The organism is Aeromonas sp. Lyrl_2 (genome assembly GCF_051948815.1).
Classification (GTDB): Bacteria; Pseudomonadota; Gammaproteobacteria; order Enterobacterales; family Aeromonadaceae; genus Aeromonas; species Aeromonas veronii.
Genome location: NZ_JAYJLJ010000002.1, coordinates 115942 through 137319 on the forward strand (window position 1 = coordinate 115942; position 21378 = coordinate 137319).

At 61.5% G+C, this 21378-nt stretch carries 14 protein-coding genes; 4 read left to right on the forward strand and 10 right to left on the reverse strand.

Annotated features, from left to right (window positions below; translation table 11 throughout):
• Nucleotides 1-88 precede the first annotated feature (88 nt).
• The 5 genes from VF684_RS02280 to pykF form a co-directional block, all read right to left on the reverse strand.
• A complete protein-coding gene (locus tag VF684_RS02280) occupies nucleotides 89-1021 on the reverse strand; it encodes a GGDEF domain-containing protein (RefSeq protein ID WP_058058330.1) in 933 nt (310 codons plus the stop codon).
• Between the two features lie 339 nt (nucleotides 1022-1360).
• Nucleotides 1361-3391, reverse strand: coding sequence for a M13 family metallopeptidase (locus tag VF684_RS02285; protein ID WP_440173584.1), 2031 nt, complete (start codon nucleotides 3389-3391; stop codon nucleotides 1361-1363).
• A gap of 54 nt (nucleotides 3392-3445) precedes the next feature.
• Complete coding sequence (locus tag VF684_RS02290; protein WP_179903429.1) at nucleotides 3446-3850, reverse strand: hypothetical protein; 405 nt, start codon at nucleotides 3848-3850, stop codon at nucleotides 3446-3448.
• Nucleotides 3851-4255: 405 nt separating this feature from the next.
• A complete protein-coding gene (gene mscK, locus VF684_RS02295; protein ID WP_058057772.1) occupies nucleotides 4256-7585 on the reverse strand; it encodes a mechanosensitive channel MscK in 3330 nt (1109 codons plus the stop codon).
• Between the two features lie 150 nt (nucleotides 7586-7735).
• Nucleotides 7736-9148 (reverse strand): pyruvate kinase PykF, encoded by a 1413-nt coding sequence (gene pykF, locus VF684_RS02300; RefSeq protein ID WP_031227651.1) that lies wholly within the window; start codon nucleotides 9146-9148, stop codon nucleotides 7736-7738.
• A 308-nt stretch (nucleotides 9149-9456) separates the two neighbouring features.
• Here pykF and VF684_RS02305 point away from each other — a divergent pair, with 308 nt between their 5' ends.
• Both VF684_RS02305 and VF684_RS02310 read left to right on the forward strand, forming a co-directional pair.
• Entirely contained in the window at nucleotides 9457-9699 is a 243-nt protein-coding gene (locus tag VF684_RS02305; RefSeq protein ID WP_108613198.1) for a hypothetical protein, read from the forward strand.
• 167 nt (nucleotides 9700-9866) lie between these two features.
• Nucleotides 9867-10631: a DODA-type extradiol aromatic ring-opening family dioxygenase gene (locus tag VF684_RS02310; protein ID WP_439984234.1), complete on the forward strand. Its 765-nt coding sequence runs from the start codon at nucleotides 9867-9869 to the stop codon at nucleotides 10629-10631.
• 92 nt (nucleotides 10632-10723) lie between these two features.
• Here the strand turns inward: VF684_RS02310 and VF684_RS02315 are convergent, their stop codons facing one another.
• From VF684_RS02315 to VF684_RS02325, 3 genes are all read right to left on the reverse strand, one after another.
• Nucleotides 10724-14476, reverse strand: coding sequence for an AAA family ATPase (locus VF684_RS02315; RefSeq protein ID WP_440173587.1), 3753 nt, complete (start codon nucleotides 14474-14476; stop codon nucleotides 10724-10726).
• Nucleotides 14473-15699, reverse strand: coding sequence for an exonuclease SbcCD subunit D C-terminal domain-containing protein (locus tag VF684_RS02320; protein WP_368176617.1), 1227 nt, complete (start codon nucleotides 15697-15699; stop codon nucleotides 14473-14475). The genes VF684_RS02315 and VF684_RS02320 overlap by 4 nt, the downstream gene beginning before the upstream one ends.
• 103 nt (nucleotides 15700-15802) lie before the next feature.
• Nucleotides 15803-16231 (reverse strand): GNAT family N-acetyltransferase, encoded by a 429-nt coding sequence (locus tag VF684_RS02325; RefSeq protein WP_005338252.1) that lies wholly within the window; start codon nucleotides 16229-16231, stop codon nucleotides 15803-15805.
• Between the two features lie 177 nt (nucleotides 16232-16408).
• Here VF684_RS02325 and rdgC point away from each other — a divergent pair, with 177 nt between their 5' ends.
• Together rdgC and ggt are read left to right on the forward strand one after the other, a co-directional pair.
• On the forward strand, nucleotides 16409-17320 hold the full coding sequence (gene rdgC, locus VF684_RS02330) for a recombination-associated protein RdgC (protein ID WP_005347467.1): 912 nt from the start codon (nucleotides 16409-16411) through the stop codon (nucleotides 17318-17320).
• Nucleotides 17321-17511: 191 nt separating this feature from the next.
• Nucleotides 17512-19293, forward strand: a complete 1782-nt coding sequence (gene ggt, locus VF684_RS02335; protein ID WP_440173590.1) for a gamma-glutamyltransferase — start codon at nucleotides 17512-17514, stop codon at nucleotides 19291-19293.
• A gap of 65 nt (nucleotides 19294-19358) precedes the next feature.
• Here the strand turns inward: ggt and VF684_RS02340 are convergent, their stop codons facing one another.
• Together VF684_RS02340 and VF684_RS02345 are read right to left on the reverse strand one after the other, a co-directional pair.
• The gene (locus VF684_RS02340; protein ID WP_005338245.1) at nucleotides 19359-19829 is read right to left on the reverse strand and encodes an FKBP-type peptidyl-prolyl cis-trans isomerase; all 471 of its coding nucleotides are present in this window, start codon (nucleotides 19827-19829) and stop codon (nucleotides 19359-19361) included.
• Nucleotides 19830-20003: 174 nt separating this feature from the next.
• Nucleotides 20004-21152, reverse strand: coding sequence for a sodium:phosphate symporter (locus VF684_RS02345; RefSeq protein ID WP_005338243.1), 1149 nt, complete (start codon nucleotides 21150-21152; stop codon nucleotides 20004-20006).
• Nucleotides 21153-21378 lie beyond the last annotated feature (226 nt).

Below are 21378 nucleotides of genomic sequence, written 5' to 3' on the forward strand. Positions count from 1 at the left end.
GCTCACGCCAGTTGCGCAGTAAAAAACCGAAGCCTTGTGCTTCGGTTTTTTTATGGCTGCGAGTCGGCTTTTCTTTCTGGTTATTACTCTATTCCGTCGAGCTGACAACCCGGTTACGGCCCTGATCCTTGGCCTGATAAAGGGCCCGGTCTGCCATCATCAGCAGATAGTCGATGCTCTCCTGCCCCTTCATGCTGGCACACCCCAGACTGATGGTGAGGGAGAGCTGTTTCCCCTGCCATGGCAATCGGGTGGTACTGACATGCTGGCGCAGCTGTTCGGCGCGCCGTGCTGCCTGTTCAATATCGCAACCAGGCAGGATCAGCAGAAACTCCTCTCCGCCCCAACGGGCCAGACTCTCCCCCGGCAACAGCTGGCTCGCCATGGCGTGGGCGACGGCGCAGAGCGCGGCATCACCCGCAGGGTGGCCGTAGCGGTCATTGACCTGTTTGAAATGGTCGATATCTCCCAACACCACCGAGAGGGGCTCACCTTGCAACCAAAGGGCCTGCAACTGTTGCTGGGCGCCGCGCCGGTTGGTCAGTTCGGTGAGCGGATCGGTGCAGGAGAGGCGGCTCACCTCTTCCACCATGCACTGCAGGTCGTGGATATCGCGAAAGGTGACGATATGGCCATCCGGGATGGCATCGGCACCCAGCTGGGCAGTGACGATAAACCAGCGCGACTGACCGCTCTTGCAGCGGATCAGCGCAGGCATTTCGGCGACCTCCAGCCCTTGCGACAAGCTCTGTTCCACCTGGGAGTGCCAGGAGTCGATGATGGTGCGGCGATACCCTTCATCCGGGTAGGCGACCTGAAACCAGGAGGCCATGTCCGGCAGATCGTCAAGGTTGTAGCCCAGCTGCTCAATAAAGGCTTTATTCAGGAAGCGGTGGCGCCGCTGCGGGATCATGTCGGGTGAGCAGCCATCGTGACGGGCAATGGATTCTGACACCAGAATAGGCAGCGGGATCACATCGAAGGAGCGAAACAGGATCTGTTGCAGTTCTCGGTCATTCATAGGAAAAGCGGCTCCACGATGCATCTTTTACATGCTTTACCATAGGTCAGACCTGTTTGGTGGTAAACCGATTTATAGCGGTTCCGCCGCCGGTTTTTCAGCCAAAGGAAAAGGCGAGAAAATGGCAGAGTTGTGTGCCGTGACCGTATCGGGTGAAAGCAGGGCTGGCTGAGGAGAAGGGGAGGGACAAAAGGTTCAAAAAAACCCACATGGTCAGGCACATGTGGGTCGGGAAAAACCAGACAGGGTAAAACAGACACTCCCTGTGTCGGTCATCTTCAGCTCAGGTGGAGGTGGTCCATCTGCTGGAGCTTTTCGGGCCAGGGCCCCTGCTGGTGGTCACCAAATCTTCACACGCTCGGAAGGTGGCAGATAGAGCTTGTCTCCCGGCTTGATGGCAAAGGCGCGATAGAAGGCCGGCATATTCGCGACGACGCCGTTGACCCGGTACTCCAGCGGTGAGTGGGGATCTGTCTTGAGCAGAACGGCAGCGAGCTCGGGCCGGTACTTTCCTTTCCACACCTGCGCCCAGCCGATAAAGAAACGCTGCTCGGCAGTGAAGCCATCGAGCACCGCTGGCAGGCGGTTGCCCAAGGCGAGCTGGTACGCCTTGTGGGCGATGGTCAAGCCGCCGAGATCGCCGATGTTTTCGCCAAGGGTCAGCTGGCCGTTGACATGCTCCCCCTTGATGGGCTCGAAACGGTCGTACTGTTTCGCCAGTTTTTGTGCTCGGGCGGTGAACTCCTTGAGATCGGCCGGAGCCCACCAGTTGTGCAAGGCACCGTTGCCATCGAATTTGGCCCCCTGATCATCGAAACCATGGCTCAGCTCGTGACCAATGACCGCGCCGATGGCGCCATAGTTGACCGCATCATCCGCCTTCAGATCGAAGTAGGGCGGTTGCAGTATGGCTGCCGGGAAGACGATCTCGTTGTTGTTCGGGCTGTAGTAGGCGTTCACCGTCTGCGGATTGTCGAACCACTCCTCCCGATCCACCGGTTGATGGAGGCGGGCAAGGTGCTCGTTGTAACGCACCGTGGCCGCGCGCTGGGCATTGCCGACCAGATCATCGGGACGGATCTCGATTGCGCTGTAATCCTGCCACTGGTCCGGATAGCCGATCTTGACCCGTACCTGCTCCAGTTTCGCCAGCGCCTGCTGTTTGGTCGGGGCAGACATCCAGTCGAGCCCACCGATCTCCTGGCGATAGGCGGCGATCAGATTGCGTACCATGGTCGCCATCTGTGCCTTGGCTTCGGCCGGGAAGTAGCGCTCCACGTAGAGTTTGCCCACCGCCTGACCCAGATAGTCGTCCAGCACCTCCATGGCCTGCTTCCAGGGCTCCCGCTGCCGGGGGATGCCGCTCAGGGTTGTACCGTAGAACGCGAAGTGCAGTGCATTGCTCTGGCTGTCGAGATAGGGCGCATATGTGCGTAGCAGATGGAACAGGCAGTAGGATTGCCACTGCGCGATGCTGGTCTCCTGCATCACTGCGGCCAGCTTCTCCAGATAGTCCGGCTCACTGACGATGGTCTCCGTTTCCCCGGCGATACCGGCCTCTGTCAGGTAGCGTTGCCAATCCAGGGTGGGCAGCAACTGACTGAGGCGAGCGATGGGCAGTTTGTTGTAGGTGAGGTTGTCATCCCGCAGCTTGACTCTGTCCCACTGCAGGCTGGCGAGGCGGGTCTCCAGCGCCAGAATGCGATGGGCCTGTTCGCTTGCCCCCTCGACGCCGGCATGGTTGAGCAGGGCGGTAATGAACTGCTCGTAACTGGCCCGCAGAGCCTTGCTGGCGGTATCTGCTTTCAGGTAGTAGTCCCGATCCGGCAGACCGAGACCGGATTGCTGCAGGTAGATCCCGTAGCTGTCAGGCTGCTTCTTGTCGGCCATGAACCCGATACCAAAGGGAGCGCCGCCGCCCAGCTTGTTAACCCGGGCAAAGTAGGTGGCCAGCGAGGCGCCATCATGGATGGCCATGATCTCGTCGCGCAGCGGCTGAATGGGGGTCAGCCCTTTGGCATCCCGTCCGCCCTGATCCAGATAGCTGGCGTAGAGGTCGGCTATCTGCTGGCGAGGGGTTCCGGCTTGTTGCGGGCGCTTGAGCAGCTCCTCCAGCAACACCTTGCGATCCTCCAGCGACTTGTCCGCCAGCAGATTGCCGATGGTCTGCCCCGGCAGGTCATCCGGTATTTGGGTCTGGGCCAGCCAGTTGCCGTTGACGTGGCTAAACAGATCGTCCGCCGCGCGCACGCTGTTATCCATGCTGGCCAGATCCACCCCGGAGTGGCCGCTGGTGGCACCGGCGCATGGCGCGAGGCCAAGCAGGGCCAGCGCAATGAGGCTGGCGATCATGCTGCGTTGCTGTTTCATCTTGTGTGTCCTGTATGGGGTGCCAGTAGTGAATCGGCTATACCCGCTGGCCAATCAGCTGCGAACGACCGAGAGGAAGCGACCGTCGTGATTGAAGGTGCAGGTAAAGTCGACCGCATCATCGTCGGTCTCGTACTGGCCATAGACCTTGTATCTGTGGCCACTCTCTTCTGCCGACTCGGTGGTGATATCGCGCGGGGAGACATGGAATTTGCTGGCTGCTTCCCCCGAGCAGTAACGGGGCATCTTGCTGGTGGCCATATGCTGGTCATCGCTATCGTCATGCTGGCCATTATGCTCGTGTTTGTTATCGCTGTGCTTTTTCCCGGCGTAATAGCCCGCGGCGCCGATGGCCCCCAGCGCCGCTGCACCTATCAGGACTTTCTTGGTATCCATATTCTGGCAGCCGCTTAATGCCAGACAGGCGGCCAACCCCATTACCATCAAGGAGTGTTTCATCTCTCGGATCCTTTCAATTATCAAATGAGCAAGTCGGTGTCAGCCGGACGGTGGTCACAGGGCCCGGCGCGGGAATGGCGCCACTTTGCAATGGTCAGGATGAAGAGGACACTCAAATAAAATTAAAAAAAGTTATAAAAGTCCGGGAGCCGGAGCGAGCGCGGTATGGGGTAAGCAGTTAGGGGAGAAGGGCGCAGGTTTCATCCATGCGGTAAGTAGTGGTGTGGGGCAAGTATCTGTTTTTAGACTTTTATTTCTCTTTATATTTTATCAAGGGTGATGGCTGCTTGTTGTGCGGCGGCCAGCCATGCTGGCGGTGGATAGCCGTCTCTATCTTCAACTGGGCATAAAAAAGCCGCTCACCTGGGTGAGCGGCTGTTGCCATCAGATCCGTGCAGTTCGCTATCAGGCTGGCTGCTTGCCATCTTCCGCGGGCGGCGGCAGGGCGGCGGAGTTGGACTCCACCTTCTGCTCTTCGCCCTGCATGTTCTTGATGTAGACATCCATCTGGTTGAAGGCGATCTCGATGCCGTTCTCGCGGAACAGCTGGTCGATCTTGCGGTTCAACTCGTCCACCGCCGGGTTGCGATCACCCAGTTCGCTCACGAAGAAGCGCAGCTCGTGATCCAGAGTGCTGGCGCCAAAGGTGAGGAAGTAGACGATGGGAGCCGGGTCTTTCAGCACCCGGCTGTTTTCGTCGGCCGCTTGCTTGAGCAGGGTGCGGGTCAGTTCAAGATCTGAGCCGTACGCCACGCCCACCCGTACGATCACCCGGGTGACGGTGTCACTCAGCGACCAGTTGATGAGCCGTTCTGTCATCAGTTGCTGGTTGGGGATGATCACCTCTTTGCGGTCGAAGTCGGTCAGGGTGGTGGCGCGAATGCGGATCCGCGAGACGGTGCCGGAGAAGGAGCCGATGGTGACGGTGTCACCGATCCGCACCGGACGCTCGAACAGGATGATGATGCCGGAGACGAAGTTGGAGAGGATCTCCTTCATGCCGAAACCGATACCGACTGACAGACCACCCGCGACCCACTGCAGCTTGTCCCACTGCACGCCCATCATGGATAGAGCGGTGAGGGAACCGAAACCGATCAGCACGTAGTTAAGCATGGTGGTGATGGCGTAGGCGGTCCCCTGAGCCAGGTTGAGCTTGGAGAGCACCAGCACCTCCAGCAAGCCCGGCAGGTTGCGCGCCAGTGACCATGCACCGCCGAGCAGCAGGAAGCCAATCAGCACGTCACTGAGGCTGATGGGGAACAGCACGGCGTTGGCGCCGGTGCCTTCACTGCGGTGCCACAGCACCATGCTGTCGAGGTAGGAGAAGACCGCGACCAGATCGGACCAGAGCCAGTAGAAGGCGACACCGAAGATCAGCATCAGCACGGTACGGGTCAGACGCAGGGACTGCTGGCTGACATCCTCCAGATCCATGGGCTGCTCTTCGATGGACTCGCCACCTTCCGCATCTTCCGAAGATTTGTGCTCACGCTTGGCCACCGCACGACGGTAGGCCAGACGACGGGCAGCCAGCTCCAGACCACGCAGGGCGGTGCGGTAGACCAGGCTCCAGATGATGATGAGGTAGAAGGATTCGATCAGGCGACCGGTCAGCTTCAGCGCGGTGTAGTAGTAACCGAGCACGGCCAGCACGATCAGCGCCACCGGTGCCAGCGCCAGGGCGATGGCGATCAGCGACTTCTGCATGCTCGCCTCGCCCTTGATGCGGGCGCGGGAGATGGGGAATACCAGATAGGCGGCCAGCCCCAGCAGGGTCAGGGTCATGGCCTGGCCGATCACGTCGTTGCCCAGGGTGGAGGGTTCAACCACCGCCTTGGTTGCGAGCATGATGAGCGGCAGCAGTGGCAACCAGATGTAGCGCATGCTGTTGCGCTTGGCTTGCAGCTCCGCTTTCGGGATCCGGAAGTGGGTCTCAGCGATGCCGCCCGGGCGCATCACGGCCAGATAGACGCTGAACACCAGATAACCGAGGGCGAGGTTCAGGGTGATCTGGAACATCAGCTTGGGACTGAGCAGACCGCAGTAGGTGAGCAGCAGACCGCCAGCCAGAATGAACATGCTGCCCGGCAGGCGTTGCAGCACGGTATAGAGCAGGGCGCGCGGGGTGTGCCACTGGCTGTCCTGACGGAAACGGCCAAGGTCCTTGGTGATCTTCTTCTCGCGCTCAACCAGCGCCGGACGTTTCCAGACCAGCAGGCCGCCGATCAGCAGCAGCGGGAAGGCAAGCAGGGAGATCCCGAGCAGCTCTTCGCGCCAGCGTTTCCAGTCCGGTTTCAATACCCAGTCGGAGGCCTGTTTGTAGGCCTGGGCGGGCCAGCTGATAAACCACTTGCTGTCGATGGGCTTGTTGCTGCTTACCCAGAAGATGTGTTGCTGCAGGGTAAATTCGATAGAGGCATAGACCCGCGCCAGCTGCTGCTGGGTCAGCTGCAGGCTGATGGCGTTGGTGAGCTGGCTGTCGAGTTGGCGGTTGAGCTGATCGAGCAGATTGATACGGGTATCGAGTAGCTTGGCAAGGCTCTCCTTGTCCTCTTCGCTGACCGGATCCTTGCTGCCGGCGATCAGATTGTCCAGATAGAGGTTCTTCTGGAATAGTTGGTCACGCTGCTGGCTCAGTTCAAACTGGGCCAGATGCAGATCGGCGATCTGCTCTTCCAGGTTTTTGACGGCGATGGTGGGCGCTGCCTCCAGCTGCTGGTAGAGCTGATAGAGGATGCGTGATAGCAGCAGATTGCCCTTGAGCATCTGCACCTGTTCATTGAGGTTGCGCTCGGTCTGGATGCCGCGCTCCAGCCAGCTCTTGGCTTGCAGGTTTTTCTGTACCAGCGAGTTGAGGCTGGTGGTGGCACCGATCAGCTGCTGGCTGAGCTGGTGATTGAGCTCCTGCTCTTTTTGCACCAGCGGGCTGTCTTCGGTCGCCACCAGTTCACCGGTCTGCTCGGCGGTTTTTTCGGTGTCGCCGAGGCGCTTGGCGCTGCTCTGATCCTGCAACAGCTGCAGTTTCTGCTCTTCGCTGGCGAGACGGGCACTCTGGTAGTCGCGCTGCTTGATCGCCAGATCCTGCATGCTGGTTCGGTTATCCAGCTCCTTTTGCAGGTGGGCCAGTTGCAGGTCGAGCAGGGCCAGCTCGGCACCGAGCTTCATCTTCTCGGCGCTGGAGACGCTTTCACCGGCGTTGAGGCGGGTACGGATCTCCTGACTGCGCTGGTAGGCACGGCTCATGCTGGCCTGGGCCCGCTCCGGCAGGGTCTGCAAGCTGGTGAGCTGGCTGCCGATGGCGCCGAGGGCCTCCTGGGCCGCCTGCATGTTGGCCAGCACTTCCGGCTGACGGCTGTCGAGCTCTGCCAGACTCATGCTGGCGTATTCGCTCTTGATCTGCTCGGCACTCTTGCCCTTGGTCAGGGCATCGAGCTTGGCACTGATCTCTCTGAGTTCGGTGGGCAGGTTGCGGATACGCTGGGCCTGGGTCTTGGCCTTCGCCTCTTCCTTGTCGATGCTGTCAAGCAGGGCGAGGGTTTCGGTCAGCAACTTCTGGTCCGCTTGCTGACTGACGGTCAGGGTCTCTGATTTACCCAGACCATCCAGCGCTCGCTGAACTGCGTTGCGAGAGGGGACATCTTGCGCCATGGCTTGCGGCACGCAGAGGCTGGCGAGGAGACAGAGCAGCGGCAACAGGGTGGCCGAGACTCTTTTAAAACGTATTGAGGGCATATAACTTCCGGGTTATTACGCGATATTCGGGAGATTTCCCGCATAGATTAAATTCGCGTGGATTCTAACACCGGGCTTGTCAGGTAAGCAGGGGGGAGGGACAAAAAAAACGGCGCCCGCAGGCGCCGTTTTCAACTCGTTCAGCTCTGATTAAAGAACGTGAACAGAAGCGGTGTTGGTGGTGCCGCTCGGTACCAGAGCACCGGAGACCATCACAACCACGTCACCTTTCAGACCCATGCCGATTTCCAGCGCAGCTTCTTTACCGATGCGATAGAAATCGTCGGTAGAGGCGATGCTGTCAACCACGTGAGCAACCACACCCTTGGTCAGAACCAGCTGGGCAGCAGTTTTCTTGTTGGTGGTGATAGCCAGGATCCAGGCTTTCGGGAAGTACTTGCGAATGGCCTTGGCAGACTTGCCGCCTTCGGTAGCAACCACGATCAGCGGGGCGTCCAGCTTCTCGGAGGTCTCTACGGCGCCTTTACATACGGCTTCGGTGATGCGCAGCTTGTTGCTGTCGTTGGCAGCAGACAGGTTGGACGGCATCACGGCATCAGTACGCTCGCAGATGGTGGCCATGATGGTCACGGCTTCCAGCGGGTACTTACCCTTGGCGGATTCACCGGACAGCATGACTGCGTCGGTACCGTCCAGGATGGCGTTGGCCACGTCACCAGCTTCGGCGCGGGTCGGACGCGGGTTCTTGATCATGGAGTCCAGCATCTGGGTGGCAGTGATAACCACTTTGCGGGCTTTGTTGCACTTGGCGATGATCATCTTCTGGGCGAAGATAACTTCTTCAACCGGGATCTCTACACCCATGTCGCCACGAGCAACCATGATGCCGTCGGAAACAGCCAGGATCTCGTCGAAGTTGTCCAGACCTTCCTGGTTTTCGATCTTGGAGATGATCTGGATGTTCTCGCCACCGTGGGCTTTCAGGTGCTCACGGATTTCCAGAACGTCTTCTTTCTTACGGATGAAAGAAGCAGCAACGAAATCAACGCCTTGCTCGCAACCGAAGATCAGGTCGCGCTTGTCTTTCTCGGCCAGGGCCGGCAGCTTGATGGAGACGCCCGGCAGGTTAACGCCCTTGTTCTCGCCCAGATCACCGTTGTTCAGCACTTTACAGATAACTTCGCGCTCGGTGATTTCGATAACGTCCAGACCGATCAGGCCGTCATCAACCAGGATGCGGTTGCCGACGCGCAGATCGTTGGCGAAACCTGCATAGGTCACGGCCACTTTGTCTTTGTTGCCAACCACAGTCTGGTCGGTGGTGAAGGTGAAAGTCTGGCCAGCGACCAGCGCGACGTCGTTGCCGCCTTCCAGCTTCATGGTACGGATTTCCGGACCCTTGGTGTCCAGCAGGATAGCTGCGTGCTTGCCGGTCTCGGCCATCACAGCGCGCAGGTTGCTGATGCGGCTGCCGTGCTCGGCGTAGTCACCGTGGGAGAAGTTCAGGCGCATGACGTTCATGCCGGCGTCCAGCATTTTGGCCAGCATTTCTTTGGATTCGGTCTTCGGACCGATGGTGCAGACAATTTTGGTCTTTTTCATGTCAATCTTCATGGTTAAGGAATTTCCGCCGAGCAATATACACCAGTTTTTGGAATCTTTTTATGATCCAGAAACAACGTTTTGACCAGATAACGTTTTCTTTTCAGGGATAACGTTTTCCTGTGAGTCACATTTTAGAGCATACGGCCACAGGTTCGGGCTGAAGGGATACAAATGTTGCCATCTGTGGTTGTTTGGCCGGGTTGAGGTTCAGATGTTGTAAAATGACCACCCATCCGCTGTCACCGTCTTGTCACCGGCTTGCGCAAAAATGTTAGTCCATTGGCGCAAGGGTGAATGAGGTCGGGATGAAAAACAGCCATGAAACCGGATGGGCTCTGCTCTTGCTGGGCGCCGCCCTGCTGCTGGTTCAGACACTGCCAGCCCGCTACTGGCCCGATAATGCCGGTCTGCTGGCGATCTTCTCCCATCCGGTGAAAGGGGAGGCGGCCGCCGAGGGATTGGCGTGGCGAGAGTGGCAGGATCACAGTGCAGCGACCCGGATGGCGCTTCGTGCAGCCCGACTGCAGCCGGATGCACCGCAGCCTTGATATCTATTGCTGCTTACCGGTCGTGAAAGCGTGAAATTATCAACCGTTGGTTGATAGTTCTTATCTATCTTGCTGGATTGTTCACCTTTAATGGCAGGGGGATAATCGATTCCAACAGCGATATCCCCTCCGGTATCGCCCCCTGATACTTTGTTGGAGTCTGCTTTATGTCCCTCGCCCCCGTCTGGTTTATCTCTCACGGCGCACCGGATCTGGTGCTGCGTGAGCAATCCGCCACCCGCTTTCTGCGAACCCTGCGTCTGGGTGAGCTCAAGGGGCTGGTGGTCATCTCCGCCCACTGGTTCAGCCGCGAGTTGCAGATCAACGTCGAGCCCAAACCGGCCTTGATGTACGACTTTTACGGCTTCCCCGAGCCACTCTACCGGATGCGCTGGCCTGCCAGCAGCCCCGAGTGGCTGCAACAAGGGGTGAGCGACCAGCTGGCGCTGGCCGGACTGACCGCCACCCCGGTGCGGCGCGAGCTGGATCACGGGGTCTGGTCGCCCCTCTCCCTGATAGACCCTGAGAGCGAGATCCCGCTGGTGCAGATCTCCATCCCCGCAAGCTTCACCCCGGCCCAATTGTGGCAACTGGGGGAGGTGCTGGGGGCGCTGCGCAGTCAGGGGATTGGCATCCTCGCCTCCGGCGCCATCACCCACAACCTGCGGGCGCTGGCACCGGAAGGCTCGCCAGTACCGGAGTGGGCTAGCCAGTTTGTCGGTTGGCTGGAGCAGAAGATGGCCGACGAGGATCGTCTGGCGCTGCTCGACTATCGCCAGCAGGCCCCCGGAGCGGTGGAGTCTCATCCCCACGATGACCACCTGCGCCCGCTCTTTGTGGCGCTGGGGGCGGCCGATGGTGTGGCGCCCACCCGGCTGCACGAGAGCTGGGATGGCGGCAGCCTCTATATGGGCGCCTACCGCTTCGGCTGATAACTTCTCAACAAGACCCCGCCAATTGGCGGGGTCTTGTTGTTTACGGCGTGGGGGGGAGCCGATGGTATTGGTGATGGAACTGATGCTACTCAGGGGACCACCACCCGGCTCTCGCCGCCGCCGAGGGCTTCGACCCTGATCTGCACGCCGATCCGCTCCACCAGCGTCTGGACGTGGGAGATGACCCCGATCTGGCGACCGGCGGCCTGCAGGGAGTCTAGGCTGGCGAGCGCCAGATCCAGACTGTCCGGATCCAGGGTGCCAAACCCTTCGTCGATAAAGAGCGACTCGACCTGGGTCTGGCGTGACGAGAGGCTGGAGAGGGCCAGCGCCAGCGCCAGCGACACCAGAAAACTCTCGCCGCCGGAGAGAGAGTCCACCGAGCGCACCTCATCCCCCATGTCGAGATCCACCACTTGCAGCGCCAGATCGGTGCCGGGTACTCGCTCCAGCCGGTAGCGCGGTGATAGTTCGGCGAGCTGGGCGTTGGCCTCCAGCAGCAGACGCTCGAGGGTAAGGCTCTGGGCGAAGGTGCGGAACTTGGCGCCGTTGGCTTGCCCGATCAGATCGCACAGCTGCTGCCAGTGGTCGGCCACTGCCTGCTGGGCGGCCAGCTCCTGTTGCAGGCTACCGGCCTTGAGAGCGGCGGCTTCGGCCTGTGCCAGCTTGCTCTTGCACTCGAACAGCTGCTCTTCAAGGGCGCGACAACGGGCATCGAGTGCCGCCAGTTGATCGCTCAGCTTTGCATCCGGCAGGGCAGCCAGCTCGGGGTGATGCTCGCGATAGCGATCCCGCTTGCTCTCCTCCAGTGCCAGTGCCCGTTGCCGCTCGGCAAGGCGGGTGCGCGCCTCGCCAACCGCATCCTCCAGCCCTTGCAGGGCAGTGCGGCGAGCCTTGAGTTCATCGGGGCTGATGGCGAGCAGACGGCGCAGGTCGTATTCGGCGATGCCGAGGGTACTGGCGTGGGCAGCCCAGCGCCCCAGCACCTCCCGCTTGCGGCGGCTGCTGGTCTGCTTTTCCTGCTCCACATGGGTGAGACGGGTCTTGAGTTCGGTCTGCCGCTCCCGCAGAACGCGGGCGCTGCTTTGCATCAGCTCCAGTTCGCTGGCGAGCTGTTGCAGCCGCTGTTGCCAGCGGCTCTCGACCAGCGGGATCTCCTCGCCATTCAGACAGGCGGCGCGGCTGGTGAGCAGCCCCTGCCGCTGCTGCTCGTGCTCCTTGTAGTCCCGCTCGAGTTTGTGCAGCAGCTCGCGCTGGATCTGCAGGCGCGCCTCCTGCGCACTCAGGGCGGGGGTGAGGCTGGCGATCTCGCTGGCCAGCCGCTCCCACTCGCTCTGGCCGTGCAGCCAGGCTTCGCAGGCTCGCTGCCACTCGTGCCACTGCTGGCTGCCGAGCCATTGGCGCCACGGTTGGCCGCCCATCTGCTCGTCGAGGCGGTGGGCGCCTTGCTCAAGGCGCTGGCGCAGGGGCGCTTCCTGCTCGCCCATCCCCTTCACTTCCCCTTCCAGCGCGATGCGCTGGCGATCGGCCTCTTGCCACTGCTGGTCAAACTGCTGGTGCTGGGCAGCCAGTTGGCTCAGTTGTTGACGCACCCCTTGCAGCTGTTGTTGGCCAAGCTGGGCCTGACGCAGCTGCTGCTGGCTCTGGGCCAACCCCTGCTCCAGCGCCTGGCCACGGCCAAGCAGTGTGCTCATCAGCTCGTTCCACTCAATGGGGCTTTGGCGCAGCGGCAGCGGATGGCCGAGCAGGGTATCGCCCCCCAGCTGTTGCCAGCGCTGGGTCAGCTGCTCGGCGCGGGTTTCCAGCTCCGGCAGGTGCTGCTGACGCACCGCCAGCTGGCGGGCCAACTCCTGACGCTCGCTATCGCACTGGATGTATTGATGGTTGAGCCGTTCCCACTCCAGCTCCAGACTGCGGGCCCGCTCAGCCAGTTGACCGAGAATGCCGGCCACCTGTGGCTGGCTCTGGCTGTAGGGGTGCTCCCCGGAACCGCACAGCGGGCAAGGTTCGCCATCGCTCAGGATATGGCGATACTGCTCGAAGCTGGCGATGGCGCGGGACTGCTCCAGCGCGTGGCGCGCTTCATCCCGCTGCAGGGCGAGCCGCTCGCGGGCGGGGGCCAGCTCTTCGCCAAGGGTGGCGAGCTTGCCCAGCGCTAGCTCCAGCTGGGCAATCTCCTGCTGCAAGCGGCCATGCTGTTCGCCGTGGTTGCGGCCATAATCGGCCAGCTCCAGCAGCTGGCGCAGCTGACCCAGCTGTTCGGTTTGCTGCTGCCACTGCTCCTGCGCCTTGGCGAGGCGGCTCTCCCACTGCTGCTCCTGCAGCTCGTTCTGTTGCTGTTGCAGCCGAGCTTGTTCATGTTGCCAGTAGTCGCGCTCTTGCTGGCCTTGCTCCAGCTGGCGCTGCAATTGTTGCAGGGCGCGCAGCTTGTGATCCCGCAGGGTGAGCAGCTGTTGCAGCTTGTCGGCATCCTCGGCCCAATCTTGCATGGCGGTGAGCAGGGGTTGCCACTGACGGGCCACCGGTGCCAGCTCCTTGTGCTCTTCGAGCCAAAGGCCCCACTGCTGGTGCTGCTGCTTGAGCAGTTCTACCTGTCGGCTCTGCTCGCGCCAGCCCTGCTCCAGCGTGAGTTGCACTTCCCGTTCCTGCGCCCCCTCCTGCTGGATCTTCTGCAACTGCTGCACTTTCTCCCTGATGCGGGTATCGAGCTCCTGCGCCCGCTTGAGTTCGGGTTGCAGGGCACCCCATTCCCGCTCGGCGGCGATCTTCTCCGCCAGCAACTGCTGTTCGGTCAGCGCGCTCTGCTGGGTCTGCTCCTCGAGTTTGGCAAGCTCCGGCCCCAGCTCGGCGATCACCTTCTCCTGCTGCTGTACCTCAAGGGTGAGGCGGGCCAGCTCGTCGTGATCGGCTCGGGCCACCTGGGCCTGTTCGGCACGAGCGAACTCCTCGCGCTCGGGGGCCGCGGCGCCGTGGGCCTGCAGGGCGGCATCGAGCGCCGCCTGCCCCTCGGCGCAGCCCTGCAGCTGGGCGGCAATGCGGCTATTGAGGTCGCGCAAGTCCTGCATCAGCTGCTGCTGTTGCTGCTCGTGCTTGAGGGTGGTGGAGAGGTTCACCTGCTGGCTTACCAAATGCTCGCGGGTCACTTCGTCCATCAGCGCCACGTCGCCGAGGCGCTGGGCGATGGTGGCCAGCTTCTGCTGCTCTTCCCGCGCCCGTTCATAGGTCTGGATGGAGATGGCGGAGTAGAGCTCGGTGCCTGTCATCCGTTCGAGCAGGGCGGAGCGCTCGTTGGCGTCCGATTTGAGGAAGGCGGCAAACTCCCCCTGCGGCAGGATCACCGCGCGGCGGAACTGCTCCCAGGAGAGACCCACCAGCTCGTCGATGCGATCCTGCAGCTCCCGCTTGCTGCCGGAGAAAACTTGCCCTGACTCCACATCGGTCAGGGTTCGCTCCTGCGCCTGAAAACGCCCCTCCGAGCGGTTGCGCGCCCGGCGCACTGCCCAGCGGGCCAGCCAGATGCGACCATCGCAGCCACGAAACTGCACCTCGGCAAAGCCGCTGGCGTGGCCGCGACTGAGGATACCGCGCACGTCGTTGGCCTTGAGCTTCTCTTCATCATCCATGCGGCCCACTTCGGCCACGTTCTTGCGATTGGCGATAAAGCGCGGCATCTCGTCGTATAAGGCCAGACAAATGGCGTCGAGCAGGGTGCTTTTGCCTGCGCCGGTGTTGCCGGTGATGGCAAACAGACCGGCGGCGCCGAGGGCCCCCTTGGTAAAGTCGATGGTGAAGGGGCCGGTCAGACTGGCCAGATTCTCACCTGACAGAGACAAGATTTTCATTGGTTTGACTCCTTCACCTGCTCCAGGATCTCTTCAAACGAGGCGACCAGCCCGGCCTCGGGCTCCCCTTCAAACTGGCGCTGATAGCAGAGGCGAAACACCTCGGTGGGGGAGAGCTCATCGAGCCTGCGCCGCTCGCGACCATCGGCCAGCCCTTCCCCCGTGCCCTGATATTGGGTGCTGATGCGGGCCAGACGCACCGGTTTATCTGCGATGGCGGCGAGAATGCGCTCGCGGATGCGGGCCTCGGGCTTGGGCAGCAGCAGCCGCACTTCGAGGAAAGGTTGTGCCTCTTGTGGACAATCAGGCAGCTCGAGCGATGCGATGGCGTTCAGCGCGTCGTCGAGGGTGTTCTGGGGCAGGCGGATCATCTCCACCGCGCGGGGCACCGGGATCCGCTCCAGCCCGGCCAGTTTCCCCTCCGCAAAGGTCACTTCCAGCACCTGATGGTTGTAGTTGGCTTCGGCGAGCGAAAGCGGCAGCGGCGAGCCGCTGTAGTGCACCCCCTCGGCCGGGCTCTGGGCCAGATGAAGGTGGCCGAGCGCCGTGTAGTCTGCACCGGCAAAGAGTTCGGCGGGCAGGGCGTGCTGGTTGCCGCCAAGCACCCGCCGCTCTGACAGCTCCGAGAGCTGGCCCGCCGCCAGATAGGCGTGGCCCATGGCGATGAGCGGCAGATCCTCCCCGCAGCGAGCGCGCCCTTCGGCCAGTACCTCGGCGTAGACCTGACGCACCCCTTCGATCAGCCTGTCTTGTCCTTCTGCCAACTGCTCCACCCGCAGATCGCTGCTGCGCAGGAACGGCACGGCGGCGCACCAGGCGGCAATGCTGCCCTCCCGGTCTTGCAGCGGTACCAGCAGACGGTCGGTCTCGAGCTTGCCCTCACTGTCGCGGCTGATGCTGCCCACCAGATGCAGATCAAAGGCGCGCAGCAGCTCGTGGGGGGCATCGAGCTTGGAGGGGGAGTCGTGGTTGCCGCCGATCAGCACCATGTTGAGTTGGGGCATCTCGGCGCGCAGCCGCGCCAGAAAACGGTAGAGCTGTTGCCAGGCGCTGGCGGGGGGATTGGCGGTATCAAACAGATCGCCCGCTACCAACAGGGCGTCGATCTCGCGCGCCTTGAGGGTGTCGCTCAGCCAGTCGAGAAAGGCATCGTGTTCAAAACGGCGGTCGTGACCATGGAGTTGATGGCCAAGGTGCCAGTCGGCGGTATGGAGGATTTTCATTGGAAAGCAGCCCGGTTGCAGGGACGGTGCCTGTGGCACCCGATGAAGACAAGATGAGGATGCCCCGTGCTTTTTTCAAGTAAAACAGGGGGCTGGCATCGATTCAGGCAGGTTCGCAGCACATCCGGTATTGGGGGTGGCCGGTAAGGGGATCGGACTCCTCGGCCTCGATAACGAAGCCGTGGCGGCGATAGAAACGCACCGCCTGATCGTTCTCGACGAAGACCCGGGCGTGGAGCGACGCCCCCTGACGCTTGGCCTCCTGCAGCAGGGCGTGGCCGACGCCGCGGCCCTGACGATCGGGGCGCACGAACAGGGCGGCGAGATAGTTGTCCACCAGCGCCATGAAACCGAGCAGATCGCCGCGCTCCTCGAACACCCAGATGGCGGCGCGATCGAGATAGCGGGTACGCAGATCCTCCTGGGCCTGCCACCAGCAGGAGGCATCGACGAAATCGTGGGCCTGCAGGGAGGCCAGCAACCAGATTTCGACGATCTCTTCCATGTCTTCCGGGCGACTGGGCCGCAACATACCTTCATCCTTATTAACAATTTACTTTCGCAGTCTAGGAGAACTTGATGAACAAACTGGTGACATAAATGAGACCCTGTGAGGTCGATCGCCCTTTATTTAGCGAGAATGATTGGCTGATCACAAAGCGCCTCTCTAGTACAATGCCCGCCGGACAATCTAGAGACCGAGGACGCCATGTGGTTTAAAAACCTGCAGATTTATCGCTTTACCCGCCCCTTTGACCTGACCGTGGATCAGCTGGAAACCCAGCTGGAAGCCTGTGCCTTCACCCCTTGCGGCAGTCAGGACATCTCCCGTTTCGGGTGGGTCAAGCCCCTTGGCAAATTCGGCTCAACCCTGACCCACTCTGCTTCCGGCCACATCCTCATCTGCGCCCGCAAAGAGGAGAAGATGCTGCCCGGTACCGTGGTCAAGGAGATGCTGGCCGAGAAGGTAGAGGCGATCGAGTTCGAACAGGGACGCGCCCTCAAGAAGAAAGAGAAGGAGGCGTTGAAAGAGGAGATCCTCCATACCCTGCTGCCCCGTGCCTTTAGTCGTACCAGCCAGACCTTCGCCTGGATCAATCCGGCCGACAATTTGATGGTGGTGGATGCAGGTTCTGCCAAGAAGGCGGACGATCTGCTGGCGCTGCTGCGCAAATCTATCGGTTCCCTGCCGGTGGTGCCGGTGGCCCTCAAGAACCCACCCGAGATCACCATGACCGAGTGGTTGAACGAGGGCAACCTGCCCGCCTCCTTCACGCTGGAAGATGAAGCCGAGCTGCGCAGTGCCATGGAGCACGGCGGCATCATCCGCTGCAAGCAGCAGGATCTGATGACGGATGAAATCAAGAACCATCTGGCCAACGACAAGCTGGTGACCAAGCTGGCCCTTAACTGGGGCGAGACCGTCAGCTTCGTGCTGGGGGATGATCTCTCCATCAAGCGTCTGAAATTCAGCGAAGAGCTGCGCGAGCAGAACGACGACGTCACCAGCGAAGATCCGGCTGCCCGTCTGGATGCGGACTTCGCGCTGGTCACCGCCGAGCTGTCCCAGTTTATCCCGGCGCTGTTTGCCGCCCTGGGTGGTGAAGAGCAGTCCATCTAACCGGACTTGCGCCTGTTTGGCCTCTGCCATCCCATCGTAAAAGCCGCCTTCGGGCGGTTTTTTTATGTCTGTTACGGATAGCCATTATTGATAGATGAGTAAGATATTGATCTTGTTCAATAACTTGAGCTACCAGCGCCAATCGTGACATAGTCCCTCTTTATGGTCATAAAACAGACAAGGAGAGTGTCATGTTGCGCAAACCTCTGGGGCTCGCTATCGCCCTTGCCCTGCTGGCCGGTTGTGCCAGTGACAACGGCTTTCACTACACCCCGCCAGCCCAGACCCTGAGCGCGCCGGAAGCCGCCAGTGGCTGGACCGACAAGCAGGGCTGGCAGGGCCATGACTTCATGGTGGCGGCCGCCAACCCGCTGGCGGTGGATGCGGGCTACCAGATCATCAAGGCCGGTGGCAGTGCCGTCGATGCTGCCATTGCGGTACAGCTGGTGTTGACGCTGGTTGAGCCGCAATCCTCCGGGATCGGTGGCGGGACGCTGCTGCTGGTGTGGGATGGCCGCAAGGTGAGTGCGGTGGATGGCCGCGAGACGGCGCCGGCTGCCGCCACCGACCAGCTGTTTATGCAAGATGGCAAGCCGCTGGCGTTTTATGACGGGGTGGTGGGAGGCCGCTCGGTCGGCGTTCCCGGCACCCTGCGCGCTCTGGCACTGGCCCATCAACGTTATGGCAAGCTGCCCTGGGCTGTGCTGTTCGAGCCCGTCATCACGCTGGCAGAGCAAGGATTTGTGATAAGTCCACGGCTGGCCACATTGCTGGCCAAGGATCCCTATCTGGCACGGGATCCGCAGGCGCGAGCCTACTTCTATCAGGTGGATGGCAGCCCCAAAACGGCAGGCACCCGGCTGACCAACCCGGCGCTGGCCAAGGTGCTGCGCACTCTGGCCACAGAGGGGGCGGATGCCTTCTATCGGGGGGCGCTGGCGGATGCTATGGTGGCCAAGGTTCGCCAGCATCCCACCAATCCCGGGGTACTGGCGGCCACCGATCTGGCCAGCTATCAGGCCAAAGTGCGGGATGGCCTCTGCTTTGACTATCGCCAGAGCAAGATCTGCGGTTTTCCCACTCCCTCGTCCGGCACCCTGGCGCTCGGCCAGATCTTCGGCATGCTGGAGAGCCGCGATATGGCGGCCCTCAAGCCGATCACCACGAAGGAGGGGGGACTGGCTGCCTCCAGCGAGGCTATCCATCTCTACAGTGAAGCGGCGCGTCTGGCCTTCGCCGATCGCAACCAGTACGTCGCCGACAGCGATTTTGTCAGCGTGCCGGTGCAGGGGCTGCTGGACAAGGGCTATCTGGCCGAGCGCGGCAAGCTTGTCGGTCAGCACTCCATGGGGATTGCCAAGCCCGGTACGCCGCCACTGGCGTTGGCGCGGGGCCAGGATGCGACTCCGGAACTCCCCTCCACCAGCCATGTCTCGATCGTCGACAAGGCGGGGATGGCCATCTCCATGACGAGCTCCATCGAGGATGGTTTCGGATCGCGTCAGATGGTCAACGGCTACCTGCTCAACAACCAGCTCACCGATTTTTCCTTCACCTCGGTGGATGCCGCCGGTCTGCCGGTGGCAAACCGGGTGGAGCCGGGCAAGCGGCCCCGCTCCTCCATGTCACCCCTGCTGGTGTTTGACAAGCCAAGCGGCGAGCTGACCATGACGCTGGGCTCGCCGGGGGGCTCCGCCATCATCAACTACGTGGGTAAGACCCTGCTCGGCACCCAGGATTGGGGTCTGAACCTGCAACAGGCCATCAACCTGCCCAACTTTGGCAGCCGCAACGGCCCCACCGAGCTGGAAGCGGGACGCACCCCCATGTCGGTGGTCGAGGGATTGAAGGCGAGGGGACATGAGGTGGTACTGAACGAGCAAACCTCCGGCCTGCAAGGGGTTGAGCGCAATGGCGGTGGCTGGTTTGGCGCAGCGGATCCGCGCCGGGAAGGGATCGCCAAGGGGGAGTGAGGTTCCCATAGCAACAAGGCCAGCATGATGCTGGCCTTGTTGCTGATGGTGCATGGCAGAGCGAGTTACTGGATACCCAGCAGCTCCACGTCAAAGATCAGGACTGATCCCGGCGGGATTTTGCCTGCGGCACGGTCGCCGTAGGCGAGGTTGGCAGGGATGTAGAAACGGGTCTTCTCACCTTCCACCATCAGCTGCACCCCTTCGGTCCAGCCAGCGATCACCTGATTGAGGCCAAACTCGATGGGCTCGCCACGGGCGACCGAGCTGTCAAAGACGGTGCCGTCCAGCAGCTTGCCCTCGTAGTGCACCTTCACCTTGCTGGTGGCGGTGGGGTGAACGGTGCCGGTGCCCGGGGTCAGCACTTCGTACTGCAGGCCGGAGGCGGTGGTGGTCACCAGCGGTTTGTCCTTGTTGCTGGCGAGGAACTCGGCGCCAATCCGCACGTTGTCAGCCGCCAGCTTCTTGTTGTTGCTGCTGGAGTAGAAGTAGTAGGCCACACCGGCGATGAGCAGCGCGATCAGTATGAATTTCATCGGTTTTTCCTGTTCCATGAAATGTAAAAAGTGCAATGAGGGCGCCATCTTATCGCGCACCGCTCCTGATGGCGAGCCACAGGGCGGGAGGATGTGAGTGGGCAGGCAAATCTCGGAGACGCAGACGCAAAAAGGGGCGAGTCGGTGACTCGCCCCTTGTCATGGCGGCGGCGCTTACTTGGCGGCCACCATCATCAGGGCGGGCAGGGCGAAGAAGAGACCCGTCACATAACCCAGAGCCAGCAGCTTGTTCTCGCTGCCTACCCGGGCCAGCCCCTCGGCGGCGCGCACCGGCAGGTCGCGCAGGAAGGGGATGCCATAGATGATGACCACGGCAAAGAGGTTGAACAGCACGTGGACCAGCGCGATGGTCAGGGCCAGCTGGGCACCGGCTCCACTGATGGCTGTTGCAGCCAGCAGGGCGGTAATGGTGGTACCGATATTGGCCCCCAGGGTGAAGGGGTAGAGCTGACGGGTGCTGAACACGCCGCCGCCGGCCAGCGGGATCATCAGGCTGGTGGTGGTGGAGGAGGACTGCACCATGATAGTCACCAGCGCACCGGAGGTAATGCCGGTCAGCGGGCCACGGCCCAGCGCCTTGTGCAGCACCTCTTTGGCACGGCCAACCAGTACCTGTTGCAGCACTTTGCCGAGATACGTGACGCAGGCGAGGATCAGCAGGATACCGATGATGATGGTCGCGATGGCGGCGCCCTTGCCCGGCAGGAAGGCCACGGCGCTGTCAATCAGCTGCTGGGCCGGTGCGGTCAGCGGCTTCATGAAATCCATGCCCTTCATCGACATATTGGCGGAGCCTACCAGCAGGTTGGCCAGCCACTCGGCGCTATGTTGCAGCAGACCGAACATCAGCTCCAGCGGCAGGAAGATGAACACCGCCAGCAGGTTGAAAAAGTCGTGCACGGTAGCGGCGGCGAAAGCGCGGCGGAACTCGGCGCGATCCCGCACATGGCCCATGGAGACAATGGTGTTGGTGATGGTGGTGCCGAGGTTGGCACCCATCACCATGGGGATGGCCATGCTGATGGGCAGGCCGCCAGCCACCAGACCGACGATCACCGAGGTGACGGTGCTGGAGGATTGCACCAGCGCGGTAGCGAGAATACCCAGCAGCAGGGCGACAAAGGGGTTGTTGGCAAAGGCGAAGATCTGGGCTGCGCCCTCGGCGCCGCCGGAGAAATCTTTGAAGCCGTGGGAGATGGCGCCCACGGCAACCAGGATCAGGTAGACCAGTACGATGACACTCATCCAGTTGAACAGGGCGCGGGTCGCGGGCGGCTGTGACAAGGAGTGATGGTGTTGCATAAAGCCTCTTGAGACGGTCGTTCCGTCTTGGGTTGTTGATGACCCGCGCATTTAATCAGTGGTTAATGACAGAAATATGACAACGTGACATTTCGATGATGTTTTTATGACGACGAACTGCGGCGACAGGCGCTGACCGAGCCGGTTGGCTCAGGGGTGGCAAAAGGGGGGACGAAGGCACTGCCGCCTTGCCAGCCGGGACGTGATCGCTACACTGCGCCCCTTT